The following is a 13312-nucleotide window of genomic DNA, read 5'->3' as shown; positions in this document are numbered from 1 at the left end:
CGCCCTCCGAGGGTTCGCCCCGGGGTGACGGGGGTCATATCTCCGTCACCCGCACGGGGACCGGAACGTCGGAGGAGGGGACATGACGCGACAGGGAACGAGCACGGGGCTGGAGACAGCGGCACGGCCGGGGACGACGGACGGGCACGGGAACGGGCAGCTCGACGGGGTAGCCCCGCATGGCATGGAAACCGACCTCGCCGGGGCAGCCACGCAGGGCCCGAAAACCCACCTCGACGGGGTGGCCACGCACGGCACGGGAACCCACCTCGACGGGGCAGCCGCTCACGGCACGGGAACCCGCCTCGCCGCCCGACCCGACGCCCCGGCCCACCCCGGCACCCCAGCCCTCGCCAATGCCTCCCGGCCCACCCCGGCCGTCCCCACCGCCCCGTTCCGGCTCGGTACGGGCATCGGCTGGCGGCCCGAGATCGCGGACGCGATAGAGCGGATGCCCGGCGTCGACTGGGTGGAGGCCGTCGCCGAGAACCTGTGCCCCGGGCATCTCCCCGAGTCGCTCCAGCGGCTGCGCGCACGCGGCGTCACCGTCGTCCCGCACGGTGTCTCCCTCGGGCTCGGCGGTGCGGAACGGCCGGACGCCGGGCGGCTGGCCGCGTTGGCCGAGCGGGTCGAGGCGCTCGGCTCGCCGCTGGTCACCGAGCACATCGCCTTCGTACGGGCGGGCGGGGCGCTGACCGCCACGGCCGCGCTGGAGGCCGGGCACCTGCTGCCCGTGCCGAAGACACGGGACGCCCTCGACGTGCTGTGCGAGAACATCCGCATCGCCCAGGACGCCCTCCCCGTCCCCCTCGCCGTCGAGAACATCGCCGCGCTGCTCGCCTGGCCCGGCGAGGAGATGACCGAGGGCCAGTTCCTGTACGACCTGGTCGACCGGACCGGCGTACGGCTCCTGATCGACGTCGCGAACCTCCACACGAACCACGTCAACAGGGGCGAGGACCCGTCCCACGCGCTCGCCGAACTCCCCGTGGAGGCCATCGCGTACGTCCACGTCGCGGGCGGCCTCGAAAAGGACGGCGTCTGGCACGACACGCACGCACACCCGGTCCCGCCCGTGGTCCTGTCCCTCCTCACCGACCTCACCTCCCGCACGGCCCCGGCCGGAGTCCTCCTGGAACGAGACGACAACTTCCCGGACCCGGCGGAGCTGACGGGGGAGCTGGAGGCGATCAGGGAGGCGGTGTCGAGGGGGGCGCTGGCGAGGACGAGGACGGAGACGTTGGCGGCGGTACGGCCGACGGCCATGGCGGGGACGACGGCGGGGGCGCGCCCGGCATCCTCGGCGGAGACGCTCCCGGCGCCCTCGGCGATAGCCGGCCCGGCAACCCTGCCGACGCCGCCCCCGGCAACCTCCGCAGCGACGCCCCTCCCGGAAGCACGCCCGACGCCCCCGGAAGAGGCGCCGCCGACCACCCACCCCACGCCCGAGCCCACCACCCCGCCCACTCCCGCACACGCCCTCACCGACCGCCCCGCGACATCCGCCGAGCCCACCCACCTCCCGGCCACCCCCACCCGCCAACGCCTGGCCCTAGCCCAAGCCTCCCTCCTCTCCGCCCTCGTCGCCGGCACCCCCGCCCCCGAAGGCTTCGACCGCGCCCGACTCGCCGTCCAGGCGCGAGCGTTGGCCGCCAAGCGAGCCGACGTCGTCGCGAAGGTCGCCCCCGAGCTGCCCGAGATCCTCGGCGCCAAGTACCGCCCCGCGTTCCTCGCCTACGCGAGCGCCCGCCCCCTGCGCGGCGGTTACCGCCAGGACGCGCTGGAGTTCGCCGAACACCTCCTCCAGGAGCCCGAGTCGCTCCCGCCCCGCCCCCGCCGGGCCCTGCGGAGCTGGTGGCTGGACAGGTCGGGCCCGGCGCCGAGGAACCAGTCGCGGCTGGCGAAAACCGTGCGCGCGCTGACCGGCCGGTGACCCACCTCTCATTCACCCCTGTCCGGCCGTTCACACACCTCCCCCGGTAAACTACGGATCCCGCACCCGACACACACGAACCACCGAAGTGCGGTGCCACACCCGGGAGGCACCATGCGAGCGCGTCACCAGGAGAGCTGGGGGAGGAACCTCCTCAGCGGAACCGGCGTCATCATCGTCGGCCTCACCCTGACGATCGCGGCGCTGGCGTTCCCGCTCTGGTCGTACGCGGACCGCGCGGACACGGACAGCAGCCCGAGCCTCCTCAACGCCCAGACCGTGGCGACGCAGTACGGCCCGCTGTCCGCGCTGGACCGGGACTTCATCGAGAAGGTGCGGCTCGCGGGCCTGTGGGAGATCCCGGCGGGCAGGCAGGCGCAGCAGAAGGGCACGACGACGGCCGTACGGACGGCGGGCGAGCACCTCGTGGAGGGCCACACGTTCCTGGACGAGCGGGTCCGCACGGTGGCGGCCCGCCTGAACCTCGCCCTCCCGGACCGCCCCACGGACCAACAGCAGGGCTGGCTACGGGAGTTGGACGAGGCCCAAGGCACGGGCTACGACTGGAAGTTCGCGAACGTCCTGCGGCTCGCGCACGGCAGGATCTTCTCGGTCGTCGCACAGGTCCGCGCAAGTACCCGCAATTCCCTGGTCCGTGACCTCGCGGACGACGCGAACGCGACGGTCCTGGACCACATCAAGATCCTGGAGGCGACGGGGTACGTCGACTTCGACGCACTGGCCCGCGACCTGACGACGAACTCGCCGCCCCCACTGACAGTTCCGGCCAACCCGTAGCCCTCAGGGGCCTCTTGGGCACCAGCACCCCCAACTCCCGGTAGGCGGAACGTTACATACCCACAACGCTCCGTCCGCATCGTGAACAAAGCATGGCGGCACCACGGGAATCTGGCATAGAAACACGGCATGTTCTGGGTGCTTCTGCTGGTCCTGGCCTGGGCGATCGCGGTCGCTGCGTGCACACGCCTGTGCCTGGCCGCCGTACGCGCGGCGACCGTCGGGACGAGCGCGGCGCGCGCCGCCGAGTACACGCCCCCGGCGCACGGCCTGACGCTGTACGAGGCGGCGTTCCTGTCGGGCGGCCCCGCCCGGGTCGCCGACCTGACGCTGGTGTCGATGGCCAGCGACCACCGCCTGCTGCTCGCGCACACCGGCTGGGCGACCGTCGTCGACCCGCGCGCCCGGGACGAGATGGAGCGCTCGGTGCTGGGCGCGATCGGCCCGGAGGGCCAGTCCCCGATGGCGGCGGTCCGCGCCCGCACGGCGACCGGCGACGCCGTACGGGGCCTCGCGGACCGTCTGGTGAGCGCGGGCCTCGCGATGCCGGACGGGGCGCGGACGACGGTGGCGGCGGGCCTGCGCGGGGTCCGCGCCGCCGCGACGGCCGTCCTCGTCCTGGGCGCGCTGGCGCTGCTGCTGCCCGCGCCGGACGTCCCTCACGCCCTGGTGGCGCTCTGGTTCGCGCTCCCGCTGGCGCTGACGCTGAGCTGTCTGGCGATGGCCCGCGTGGAGATCCCGCCGTACACCCGCTGGGCCTCCCCGGCGGGCCTGCGCCTGCTGGACACGCTGGCCCAGGACCGTACGTACCTCACCTCGGTCGCCGTGCACGGCATCCGCGCACTGGACGAGCCGAACCTGCGGGCGGCGTTCACGCGCGGGCCGCACCCCTGGCACGAGTAACCCCGGTGGGGGGCGCACAGGGGCATTGGCGCCGACACCCGCGCCGGTGCTTGCCTTCCGCCGTACCCGGCCTCAAACATCCCTTTTGTCGCCGCCGTGCACCGAAGGGACCCCGATGCGAGCCGCCGCCCTCCACTCGGCCGCAGGAGCCCTGCTCCTGACCGCCCTCGTCGCAGCCCCGGCGGGAGGCGCCCCCGGAACCGTCCCGGGCTCCCTCACGGCCCCCGGTTCGCCTGCTGCCCCTGGCTCTCCAGAGCTACGAGGCACCACCCTCGCCGCAGCCCGCGCCGCCGCGAAGGGCCTCTCCTTCGGCGCCTGCCCCGGCGCGGAGGACCTCCCCGGCGCCATGAAGTGCGCGACCGTAGAAGTACCCCTGGACTACGCCCGCCCCGACGGCCCCCGTATCCCCCTGACCGTCAGCCGCGTCGAGGCGACCCACCGCGACCCCGGCAACAGCAAGCGCCGCGTACCCCGTCAGGGTGCCCTGGTCTACAACCCGGGCGGCCCCGGCGGCTCGGGCCTGTATTTCCCGCTGATCGGCCTGGTCCCGGAGTGGAAGCGGATCGCCGCCGCGTACGACCTGGTCGGCTACGACCCGCGCGGGGTGGGCCGTTCGGCGCCGCTGTCCTGCCAGGACCCGAAGAACTTCGTCAAGGCCCCGTCGATGTCGCCGACGCACCCTTCGGAGTCGTACAAACGCGAACGCGTCGCCCAGGCACGCGCGTACGCACGCGGGTGCGCCGACCGCTCCGGCGAGGCCCTGCGCCACTACCACTCGCTGAACAACGCCCGTGACCTGGAGGTCGTCCGCGCGGCGCTCGGCGAGGAGGGCCTGACGTTCATGGGCGCGTCGTACGGCACGTACTTCGGCGCCCTGTACGCGTCGATGTTCCCGGGCCACGTCCGCCGCATGGTGTTCGACTCGGTCGTGAACCCCGACCCGGCGCAGATCTGGTACCGCGACAACCTCGGCCAGTCCCTGGCGTTCGAGAGCCGCTGGACGGACGTCCGCGAGTGGATCGCGAAACACGACGACGTGTACGGCCTCGGCGACACCCCGGACGCGGTCCTGCGCAGCTACGAGCGCGCCCGCGCGCAGCTCGCGGCGCAGCCGGCGGGCGGGGTCGTCGGCCCCGGGCAGTTGCAGCGGGCGTTCCTCCAGGCCGCGTACTTCGACGACTACTGGCCGCACCGCGCGCGGGCGCTGTCGGAGTACCTGAAGGGCAGACCGCAGCAGCTGATCGGGCAGGCGGGCCCGGTGCGGGAGTTCGCGGCGGAGGCGGAGAACGCGAACGCCGTCTACACGGCCGTGGAGTGCAACGACGCGCCCTGGCCGACGAGTTGGCGGACCTGGGACCGGGACAACACGCGGATCGCGCGGGTCGCGCCGTTCGAGACGTGGGACAACGCGTGGTCGAACCTGCCGTGCGCGTTCTGGACGGCCCCCCGCCAGCGCCCGCTGGACGTCCGTACGGCCCCCGGCGAGCTGCCGCCGACGCTCATCCTGGCCGCCGAGCGGGACGCGGCGACGCCGTACGAGGGGGCGCTGGAGCTGCGGCGCAGGCTCGCGGGGTCGGTGCTGGTGACCGAGCGGGACGCGGGCAGCCACGGCATCGGCGGGGCGTCGAACGCGTGCGTCAACCGGCACCTGGAGGCGTACCTGCTGGCGGGCCGCCTCCCGGGCCGCCGGGTGGCGTGCGCGCCGCACGCCGAGCCGAGGCCGACGGACCGCGTACGCGAGGCGGCCCGCCGGCTGCGTTGAATCTTTACGCGGTGAAGCCTTACGCCAGGCCCGCGACCAGTTCGCTCACGGACTTGCGGCGGCCCGTGTAGAACGGGACCTCCTCGCGGACGTGCATCCGCGCCTCGGAGGCGCGCAGGTGGCGCATGAGGTCGACGATGCGGTACAGCTCGTCGGCCTCGAAGGCGAGGAGCCACTCGTAGTCGCCGAGCGAGAACGAGGCGACCGTGTTGGCGCGCACGTCCGGGTAGCCGCGGGCCATCTTGCCGTGGTCGGCGAGCATGCGGCGGCGGTCCTCGTCGGGCAGCAGGTACCAGTCGTAGGAGCGCACGAAGGGGTACACGCTGACGTAGTCGCGGGGGGTCTCGTCGGCGAGGAACGCGGGAATGTGCGCGCGGTTGAACTCGGCGGGGCGGTGCAGCGCCATGTTCGACCACACCGGCGTGAGCGCGCGGCCGAGCTTGGTGCGGCGGAAGAGGTTGTACGCCTCCTGGAGCTGGTCGCTGGTCTCCGCGTGCCACCAGATCATCAGGTCGGCGTCGGCGCGCAGGCCGGACACGTCGTAGGTGCCGCGCACGGTGACGTCCTTGGCGGCGAGCTGGTCGAACAGCTCCTGGACCTCGTCGGCGTAGCCCGCGCGGTCCTCGGGGAGGACGTCCTTCAGCTGGAAGACGGACCACAGGGTGTAGCGGATGACCTCGTTGAGGTCCTTGGCCAGCTTGCCCTTGTTGGGGATCCTGCCGGACTCGGTGGTGGGGGCGTTCTCGCTCATGTCCGTCATTCTCCCGCTCCCCCGTGCAGACTCTGCACCGGGTTCGCCGCCAGCTCCTGTAGCGCGCTGAGGTCGCCGCCGATCTGGTCCACCGCCGCGTTGGCGCTGGCGATGCAGGCGGGGATGCCGACGCCGTCGTACTGCGCGCCGCAGACCGCGAGGCCGGGGAGCTTGGCGACGTGTTCGCGGATGCGGGCCACGCGCGCGTGGTGGCCGACGGGGTACTGCGGGAGGCCGTCGGTCCAGCGGATCACGCGGGTCTCCAGCGGGGTCGCGTCGAGGCCGGTCGCCTCGCGCAGGTCGTGGCGGGAGACGTCGGTCAGGGCGGCGTCGTCGCGCTGGAGGATCTCCGTCTCGCCGTAGCGGCCCAGCGAGGTGCGCAGGACCAGGACGTCCGGGTCCTCGTCGGCGACCCAGGCCCATTTCTGCGAGGAGAACGTCGACGCCTTGATGCTGTGCCCGTCGACCGGCGGGACGAGAAACCCGCTGCCCGCCGGCAGGTCGGCGTCCGCGCGCCGGTAGGCGAGGGTGACCAGGGCCATGGACGCGTACTCGATCGCCCGCAGCTCGGCGGCGGCGCCCGGTGACTCGTCGGCGAGCAGTCCGGCGGCGACGGGTGCGGGTACGGCGACGACGACGGCGTCCGCGCGCAGCTCGCGGTCCCCGGCGACGACCCGCCACCCCCCGTCCGCGTCCCGGCGCAGCTCCCGCGCGGGCGTGCCGGTGAGGATCTCGCCCCCGCGCGCGCGGACGGCGTCGGCGACCGCGAGCGGCAGGGTCCCGATGCCGCCCTCGATGCCGGTGAACACCGGGCCCGTCTGCTGGCTGGCGGCCATCTTCGCCTGGAGTTCGCGCACGCCCTCGGTGAGCGAGGTGTGGGCCTTGGCGATCTGGAAGAGCTGCGGGACGGCCGCGCGCATCGAGATCCGGTACGCGTCGCCCGCGTACACCCCGCCCAGCATGGGTTCGACGAGCCGGTCGACGACCTCGCGCCCGAGCCGTGCGGCGACGTACTCGCCGACCGCGACGTCCTCGCCGACCTCCGTGCGCGGCAGGTCGCTGTCCCGCCCGATGCGCGCGAGGCCCTCCTCGGAGAGCACGCCCGCGAGGGCCTCGGCGGTGCCGGGGACGCCCATGACGTGGCCCTTGGGCATCGGGCGCAGGGTGCCCCGGGTCCAGATCGAGGCGGTGGCCGTGGCGGGCGGCTGGAGGCGGTCTTCGAGGCCGACCTCGCGGGCGAGGGCGATGCCTTCGGGGCGGCGGGCGAGCATGGACTCGGCGCCGAAGTCGGTGCGCACGCCCGCGATCTCGCCCGGCAGGAGCTTGCCGCCGACCCGGTCCGCCGCGTCGAGCACGGTCACCCGCGCCCCGCGCTCCAGCAGCCGGTGGGCCGCGGCCAGACCCGCGATCCCGGCTCCGATGACGACGACCTGCCCTGTACCGCCCGTACCTGCTGCGCTCATGGATCCAGCCTCTCAGACCCGACTGACAACGCTTCCCCCGCGGTGTGGCCGGGGCGCGTCCCGAACGTGACCTCTTCGGAACCCGGATACGCCAACGTCGAAGCAGGTCCGCGCGTCGAAGGAACGTCCGTCGACGCGACGCGTCTTCACACCACTCGGGGGGATCTCCACATGCCCGCACGCAGATCCGCACACGCCCTGGCCGCGTTCCTCGCGGCCGTCGCCCTCACGCTCGCCGGGTGCAGCGGCGGCAACGACTCAGGTTCGGCGGCCCAGGACAAGTCCGCCGCCAAGGCAGGCACCACCAAGGAGGACGCCGACACCGCGCCCGGGGCCTCCGGTTCGGGCCCGTCCGGCGCCAAGGCGTCCACGCCGCCCAAGGCCGCCGTCACCCACGTCATCCGCACCGCTTCCGTCAGCGTCCAGGTCAAGGACGTCGCCAAGGCCCTGGACGCCGCCCGCACGGCCGCCGTGAACGCGGGCGGCTACGTCGGCGACGAGACCACCACCCGCGACGAGGAGGACGCCGAGCACACGGAGGTCGTCCTGCGCGTCCCCGTGGAGCGTTACGACGCCGTCCTCGCGGACCTCCAGGGCGCCGGGAAGCTCCTGGACCGGACGTCGAAGGCCCAGGACGTCACCGACCAGGTCGTGGACGTCGCGAGCCGCGTCCAGTCGCAGCGGGCGAGCGTCGCACGCGTGCGCGAGCTGATGGACCGGGCGACGTCCCTCAGCGACGTCGTCAGCCTGGAGGGCGAGCTGAGCCGCCGTCAGGCCGACCTGGAGTCGCTGCTGGCCCAGCAGGCGTCCCTGAAGGACCGCACGAGCCTGGCGACGATCACCCTGACGCTGTCCCAGACGCCCGCGAAGGAGCCCGCGAAGGCCGACGACGACCCGGGTGTCGTGGACGCCCTCTCCGGCGGCTGGGACGCCTTTGTGACGGCGCTGCGCTGGATCGTGGTCGTCCTCGCGGCGATGCTGCCGTTCCTGCTGGCGGCGGCCTTCCTGGTGGTCGTGTGGTGGCGGGTGGTCCGGCCCCGGCGCACTCCCCGCCCGGCGGTCGCGGCTCCGGCGTTCGTCTCCGCCTTCCCGCAGGCGGGCCCCGGCGCTGCTCCCACACCGGAGCAGCCCGAGGCGAGCGGGGACGGCAAGGACGGCGAGGAGGGCGAGCGGCCTTGAGCAGCCGTCACCCGTAGCGTGGGCGCATGAGCAACAGCGCACCGCACCGGCTGGTCGTGATCGGCGGGGACGCCGCGGGCATGTCCGCGGCGTCCCAGGCCCGGCGGGCGAAGTCCCCCGGCGAACTGGAGATCGTCGCCTTCGAGCGCGGCCACTTCACCTCGTACTCGGCGTGCGGCATCCCGTACTGGGTCGGCGGCGACGTCCCGGACCGCGACGACCTCATCGCGCGCACGCCGCAGGAGCACCGCGCGCGGGACATCGATCTGCGCCTGCGCACGGAGGTCACCGAGATCGACGTCCCCGGCCGGCGCGTGCGCGCGCGGGACGTCGATTCCGGCGCCGAGTCCTGGACGCCGTACGACCGTCTCGTGATCGCGACCGGTGCGCGCCCGGTGCGGCCGGACATCCCCGGCATCGGCGCGCGGGGTGTGCACGGGGTGCAGACCCTGGACGACGGCCAGGCCCTGATCGACACGCTCGCCCGCGCGCGGGGGCGCCGTGCGGTGGTCGTCGGCGCCGGGTACATCGGCGTCGAGATGGCGGAGGCGCTGGTCAACCGGGGGTTCGAGGTGACGGTCGTCAACCGGGGCCGGGAGCCGATGTCGACGCTCGATCCGGACATGGGCCGCCTGGTGCACCGGGCGATGGAGGGGCTCGGCATCAGGATGGTCAACGACGCCGAGGTGACCGCTCTGCGCGCGGACGCGGAGGGCCGGGTGAGCGCGGTGGTCACGGGCGACGCCGAGTTCCCGGCGGACGTCGTCGTCCTGGGCATCGGGGTCCGCCCGGAGACGTCCCTCGCGCGGGCGGCGGGGCTGCCGCTGGGCGAGCACGGCGGGCTGCTGACGGACGACCACATGCGCGTGCGCGGGCACGAGGACGTGTGGGCGGGCGGCGACTGCGTGGAGGTCCTGGACCTGGTCTCGGGGCGGGAGCGGTACGTCCCGCTGGGCACGCACGCCAACAAGCACGGGCAGATCATCGGAACCAACGTGACCGGTGGCGACGCGGTGTTCCCGGGGGTCGTCGGGACGGCCGTCAGCAAGGTGTGCGACCTGGAGATCGCCCGGACCGGGCTGCGCGAGAAGGACGCCACGCGCGCGGGGCTGTCGTACGAGACCGTCACGATCGAGTCGACGTCCCGTGCGGGCTACTACCCGGGCGCGGCGCCCCTCACGGTCAAGATGCTCGCGGAACGCCTGAGCGGCCGTCTGCTGGGCGTTCAGATCGTCGGTGGGGAGGGCGCCGCCAAGCGGGTCGACATCGCCGCTGTGGCGCTCACAGCGGCCATGACGGTGCGTCGGATGACGACCCTGGACCTGGGCTACGCGCCGCCGTTCAGCCCGGTGTGGGATCCGGTGCTGGTGGCGGCGCGCAAAGCGGCCCAGAAAGTGGCCGGTTAGGCGGTGCCGGTCAGGCGCGGCAGGGCGGAGACGGCCGCCGACTGCTCGACGGGCTTCGCGTGGGTGGCGGGGGCCTGACGGGTGCGCAGGCGGTGGCTCACCGCCTCGTCGAGGGTCACGGTCCGGCCGGTCTGGGCGGCGAGGCGCCCGGCCTCCTGGCCGAGCCGGGCCACGTCCTCCCAGGGGATCCGGATCACGAGAGAGAGTTCGGCCTCGCCGTCGGGCAGCGCCTGCATGGAGGGGGTCACTCGGTCGTTCATCGCTGTTCCTCACGTCGTCCCCGCGAAGCGCCTTCCCCACGCCGCGGGCGGTTGCCGGTTCATACGCACGCGCGCCGGGCGGCGTTCACCGGTTCGCGCGGCTCATCGCGGGAAGTACTTCCTCGTGGTCATCCCCGTCCATGACGTGAACCCTGTGCGCCGTACGCCCGTGGTGACGTACGCGCTGATCGCCGCGAACGTGCTCGTCTTCCTGTGGATGCCGGGCCTGGCCGGCTCGGTGAAGGGCGACAGCACCCTGGTGCAGACGTGCCATCTGCACGCCTTCCTCGAACAGTGGGCGGCCGTCCCGCGCGAGCTGATCCACCAGCAGATGCCGACGCTGGTGGCGACCGGCGACGTCCGCGCGGGCGGGTGCCTGCTCGGTCCGCCGGACTACGACAAGATGCCCGTGCTGAGCGTGTTCACGGCGATGTTCCTGCACGGCGGGTGGCTGCACCTGCTGGGCAACATGCTGTTCCTGCTGATCTTCGGCAACAACATCGAGGACCGTATGGGGCACGTGCGGTTCGCGCTGTTCTACGTGATCTGCGGCTACGCGGCGTCCTACGGCTTCGCCCTGCTCAACGCCGACTCCACGGACCCTCTGATCGGCGCCTCGGGGGCCATCGCGGGTGTCCTGGGCGCCTATCTGGTGCTGTATCCGAAGGCGCGCGTGTGGGTGCTGGTGCCGTTCCTGGTGTTCCTGCCGCTGCGCCTGCCCGCGTGGCTGGTGCTGGGCTTCTGGTTCGGGCTCCAGGCGTTCTACTCGGCCGGCGAGGGCGTCTCCTCGGCGGGGACGGTGGCCTACGCGGCGCACGTCGTCGGGTTCGTGGCCGGCATGCTGCTGGCCTGGCCGCTCAAGCGCAACACGATCCCGCCGCCGGAACCGCGCGGCCTGCTGTTCGGCAGGCGCGCGCGACCCCGGCACTCCTGGTGACGCTCTAGCGCGCCGTCTGCGTGTGGACGTACTCCGCGAGCCGCGTGAGCGCGTCCGGGTCGGTCTTCGGCATGACGCCGTGACCGAGGTTGAAGACGTGGCCCTCCAGGCCTTCGGCGGCGTCGAGGACCTCGCGCGCCTTGGTCTCGACGACCTTGGGGCCGGCGAACAGGACCGTCGGGTCGAAGTTGCCCTGGAGCGCCTTGCCGGGGCCGATCCGGCGGACGGCCTCGTCGAGCGGGACGCGCCAGTCGACGCCCACCACGTCCGCGCCGGCCTCGCCCATGAGGCCGAGGAGTTCGCCGGTGCCGACGCCGAAGTGGATGCGCGGGACGCCGTACCCGGCGACCGCGTCGAAGACCTTCGCCGAGGCCGGCATGACCGAGCGCCGGTAGTCGGCCGGGGAGAGCGCGCCGGCCCAGGAGTCGAAGAGCTGCACGGCGGAGGCGCCCGCCTCGATCTGCACCTTCAGGAACGCGGCCGTGATGTCGGCGAGGCGGTCGAGGAGGTCGGCCCACAGCTCGGGGTCGCCGTACATCATCGCCTTGGCGTTCTCGTACGTGCGCGAGGGGCCGCCCTCGACGAGGTAGCTGGCGAGCGTGAAGGGGGCGCCGGCGAAGCCGATCAGGGGGGTCGCGCCGAGTTCGGCGGTGAGCAGGCCGATCGCCTCGGTGACGTACGAGACGTCGTCGGGGGTGAGGTCGCGCAGCTGCGCGAGGTCCTCGCGGGTGCGGATCGGGCGGTCGACGACGGGGCCGACGCCCGGCTTGATGTCGAGGTCGACGCCGATGGCCTTGAGGGGGACGACGATGTCGCTGTAGTAGATCGCCGCGTCCACGTTGTGCCGGCGCACCGGCTGGAGAGTGATCTCCGCGACCAGTTCGGGGCGGGTGCAGGACTCCAGCATCGGGATGCCCGCACGCACCTTGTGGTACTCGGGGAGCGAACGGCCGGCCTGCCGCATGAACCACACCGGGGTGTGCGGCACGGGCTCGCGCCTGCACGCCTTCAGGAAGGGGCTGTCGTACGTCGCTGTCGGCGGGCGGCCCGCGGGGCTCTCGTTCGCACTCACGACGGCAAGTCTCGCACGCCCCTGTGACACTCCCTCCCCCGCCTTGTTCGCCGAGCGCGTGAGCGTGCGCTCGGGTGTCTTGCCCTGCGCGAAGGTCCCGTTCCCCTTACTCTTCCCCGCATGGCTGCGGCTCAGGGACGACTGTCGGACGGCGCGGGGATGGACGACGCGAACGGGGGTGAGCGGGAGGCTCCGGCGGCCTTCCTGGCTGCCGTGGAGGCACTGCGGGCGGCGCGCGTACGCCCCCAGATCGAGATGGAGCCGACACCGGCGCCGCAACGGCTCGCGCCGTACGCGTACGCGCTGGAGGCGACCGTCGTGGACGGCGACCAGGATCTCGCGGACGGGCGCCTGGTCCTGCTGCACGACCCCGAGGGCCACGACGCGTGGCGCGGGGCGTTCCGGCTGGTGACGCTGGTGCGGGCGGAGCTGGAGCCGGAGATGGCAGTGGACCCGCTGCTGCCGGACGTGTGCTGGTCGTGGCTGACGGGCGCGCTCCAGGCGCGCGGGCTGACGTACGGCGAGGCGAGCGGCACCGTCACGCGCGCGGGGTCGCACTACTTCGGCGGCCTGTCCGAGCGTCCGGCGACCTCGCAGATCGAGATCCGGGCCTCCTGGACGCCCCGTACGGGCCTGGGCGGAGTGCCGGACGCGGCGGCGCACCTGGCGTCCTGGTGCGACCTCCTGGCGCAGGTGGCGGGGCTTCCGCCGGCCGGTCCCGGGGACGCCTCCGTGGTCACGCTGCCCCAGCGTCGCGGGCCGCAGTCACGCTGATCCAGCCGCGCCTCCCCCGTTCGGGCGCATCTTGGTCATCCTTTTGTCGATACGGCCACTTTCCATCACCCATG

The 13312-nt window shown here is 73.4% G+C and carries 12 protein-coding genes; 8 read left to right on the top strand and 4 right to left on the bottom strand.

Annotation, left to right across the window (positions count from 1 at the left end; genetic code table 11):
* Positions 1–451 precede the first annotated feature (451 nt).
* The 4 genes from J8M50_RS36515 to J8M50_RS36500 all read left to right on the top strand — a co-directional run bounded on the left by J8M50_RS36515 (position 452) and on the right by J8M50_RS36500 (position 5396).
* Positions 452–1933 carry an MbnB/TglH/ChrH family RiPP precursor modification enzyme gene (locus J8M50_RS36515; RefSeq protein ID WP_238565837.1) on the top strand — a complete coding sequence of 494 codons (1482 nt, stop codon included), beginning with the start codon at positions 452–454 and terminating at the stop codon, positions 1931–1933.
* 114 nt (positions 1934–2047) lie between these two features.
* Complete coding sequence (locus tag J8M50_RS36510) at positions 2048–2731, top strand: DUF4142 domain-containing protein (protein WP_010353178.1); 684 nt, start codon at positions 2048–2050, stop codon at positions 2729–2731.
* A 129-nt stretch (positions 2732–2860) separates the two neighbouring features.
* Positions 2861–3634, top strand: coding sequence for a TIGR04222 domain-containing membrane protein (locus J8M50_RS36505; protein ID WP_010353177.1), 774 nt, complete (start codon positions 2861–2863; stop codon positions 3632–3634).
* Positions 3635–3749: 115 nt separating this feature from the next.
* The gene (locus tag J8M50_RS36500; RefSeq protein ID WP_029183780.1) at positions 3750–5396 is read left to right on the top strand and encodes an alpha/beta hydrolase; all 1647 of its coding nucleotides are present in this window, start codon (positions 3750–3752) and stop codon (positions 5394–5396) included.
* A gap of 19 nt (positions 5397–5415) precedes the next feature.
* On the opposite strand, the gene hemQ is transcribed toward J8M50_RS36500, so the two are convergent.
* Both hemQ and hemG read right to left on the bottom strand, forming a co-directional pair.
* Positions 5416–6147, bottom strand: a complete 732-nt coding sequence (gene hemQ / locus J8M50_RS36495) for a hydrogen peroxide-dependent heme synthase (protein WP_029183779.1) — start codon at positions 6145–6147, stop codon at positions 5416–5418.
* A gap of 5 nt (positions 6148–6152) precedes the next feature.
* A complete protein-coding gene (gene hemG / locus J8M50_RS36490) occupies positions 6153–7610 on the bottom strand; it encodes a protoporphyrinogen oxidase (protein ID WP_010353173.1) in 1458 nt (485 codons plus the stop codon).
* Positions 7611–7781: 171 nt separating this feature from the next.
* Between hemG and J8M50_RS36485 the strand changes: the two genes are divergently transcribed.
* Together J8M50_RS36485 and J8M50_RS36480 are read left to right on the top strand one after the other, a co-directional pair.
* Positions 7782–8789, top strand: a complete 1008-nt coding sequence (locus tag J8M50_RS36485; protein WP_010353172.1) for a DUF4349 domain-containing protein — start codon at positions 7782–7784, stop codon at positions 8787–8789.
* 26 nt (positions 8790–8815) lie between these two features.
* A complete protein-coding gene (locus J8M50_RS36480) occupies positions 8816–10195 on the top strand; it encodes an FAD-dependent oxidoreductase (protein WP_010353171.1) in 1380 nt (459 codons plus the stop codon).
* Here J8M50_RS36480 and J8M50_RS36475 read toward each other — a convergent pair.
* Positions 10192–10455: an SMP domain-containing protein gene (locus J8M50_RS36475; RefSeq protein WP_010353170.1), complete on the bottom strand. Its 264-nt coding sequence runs from the start codon at positions 10453–10455 to the stop codon at positions 10192–10194. The two genes, J8M50_RS36480 and J8M50_RS36475, sit on opposite strands and share 4 nt — an antisense overlap.
* Before the next feature lie 124 nt (positions 10456–10579).
* On the opposite strand from J8M50_RS36475, the gene J8M50_RS36470 reads away from it, so the two are divergent.
* Positions 10580–11392, top strand: coding sequence for a rhomboid family intramembrane serine protease (locus J8M50_RS36470; protein ID WP_010353169.1), 813 nt, complete (start codon positions 10580–10582; stop codon positions 11390–11392).
* A 4-nt stretch (positions 11393–11396) separates the two neighbouring features.
* Here J8M50_RS36470 and hemE read toward each other — a convergent pair whose 3' ends face one another.
* A complete protein-coding gene (gene hemE, locus J8M50_RS36465; RefSeq protein WP_010353168.1) occupies positions 11397–12464 on the bottom strand; it encodes a uroporphyrinogen decarboxylase in 1068 nt (355 codons plus the stop codon).
* Positions 12465–12584: 120 nt separating this feature from the next.
* Between hemE and J8M50_RS36460 the strand changes: the two genes are divergently transcribed.
* Positions 12585–13238 (top strand): DUF3000 domain-containing protein, encoded by a 654-nt coding sequence (locus J8M50_RS36460; RefSeq protein WP_075692712.1) that lies wholly within the window; start codon positions 12585–12587, stop codon positions 13236–13238.
* The last annotated feature ends 74 nt before the right edge of the window (positions 13239–13312 follow it).

This window comes from Streptomyces acidiscabies, from assembly GCF_020010905.1.
GTDB lineage: Bacteria > Actinomycetota > Actinomycetes > Streptomycetales > Streptomycetaceae > Streptomyces > Streptomyces acidiscabies.
The sequence above is the reverse complement of the archived record's forward strand: the minus strand, read 5'-3'. Positions and strand labels throughout refer to the sequence as shown.

What these genes read in the sequence shown, in the direction of transcription:
- J8M50_RS36460 (WP_075692712.1), top strand. Translation starts at nt 12,585, where the DNA reads ATGGCTGCGGCTCAGGGACGACTGTCGGACGGCGCGGGGATGGACGAC.
- J8M50_RS36515 (WP_238565837.1), top strand. Translation starts at nt 452, where the DNA reads ATGCCCGGCGTCGACTGGGTGGAGGCCGTCGCCGAGAACCTGTGCCCC.
- J8M50_RS36510 (WP_010353178.1), top strand. Translation starts at nt 2,048, where the DNA reads ATGCGAGCGCGTCACCAGGAGAGCTGGGGGAGGAACCTCCTCAGCGGA.
- J8M50_RS36480 (WP_010353171.1), top strand. Translation starts at nt 8,816, where the DNA reads ATGAGCAACAGCGCACCGCACCGGCTGGTCGTGATCGGCGGGGACGCC.
- J8M50_RS36485 (WP_010353172.1), top strand. Translation starts at nt 7,782, where the DNA reads ATGCCCGCACGCAGATCCGCACACGCCCTGGCCGCGTTCCTCGCGGCC.
- J8M50_RS36505 (WP_010353177.1), top strand. Translation starts at nt 2,861, where the DNA reads ATGTTCTGGGTGCTTCTGCTGGTCCTGGCCTGGGCGATCGCGGTCGCT.
- hemQ (WP_029183779.1), bottom strand. Translation starts at nt 6,147, where the DNA reads ATGAGCGAGAACGCCCCCACCACCGAGTCCGGCAGGATCCCCAACAAG.
- J8M50_RS36500 (WP_029183780.1), top strand. Translation starts at nt 3,750, where the DNA reads ATGCGAGCCGCCGCCCTCCACTCGGCCGCAGGAGCCCTGCTCCTGACC.
- J8M50_RS36475 (WP_010353170.1), bottom strand. Translation starts at nt 10,455, where the DNA reads ATGAACGACCGAGTGACCCCCTCCATGCAGGCGCTGCCCGACGGCGAG.
- hemG (WP_010353173.1), bottom strand. Translation starts at nt 7,610, where the DNA reads ATGAGCGCAGCAGGTACGGGCGGTACAGGGCAGGTCGTCGTCATCGGA.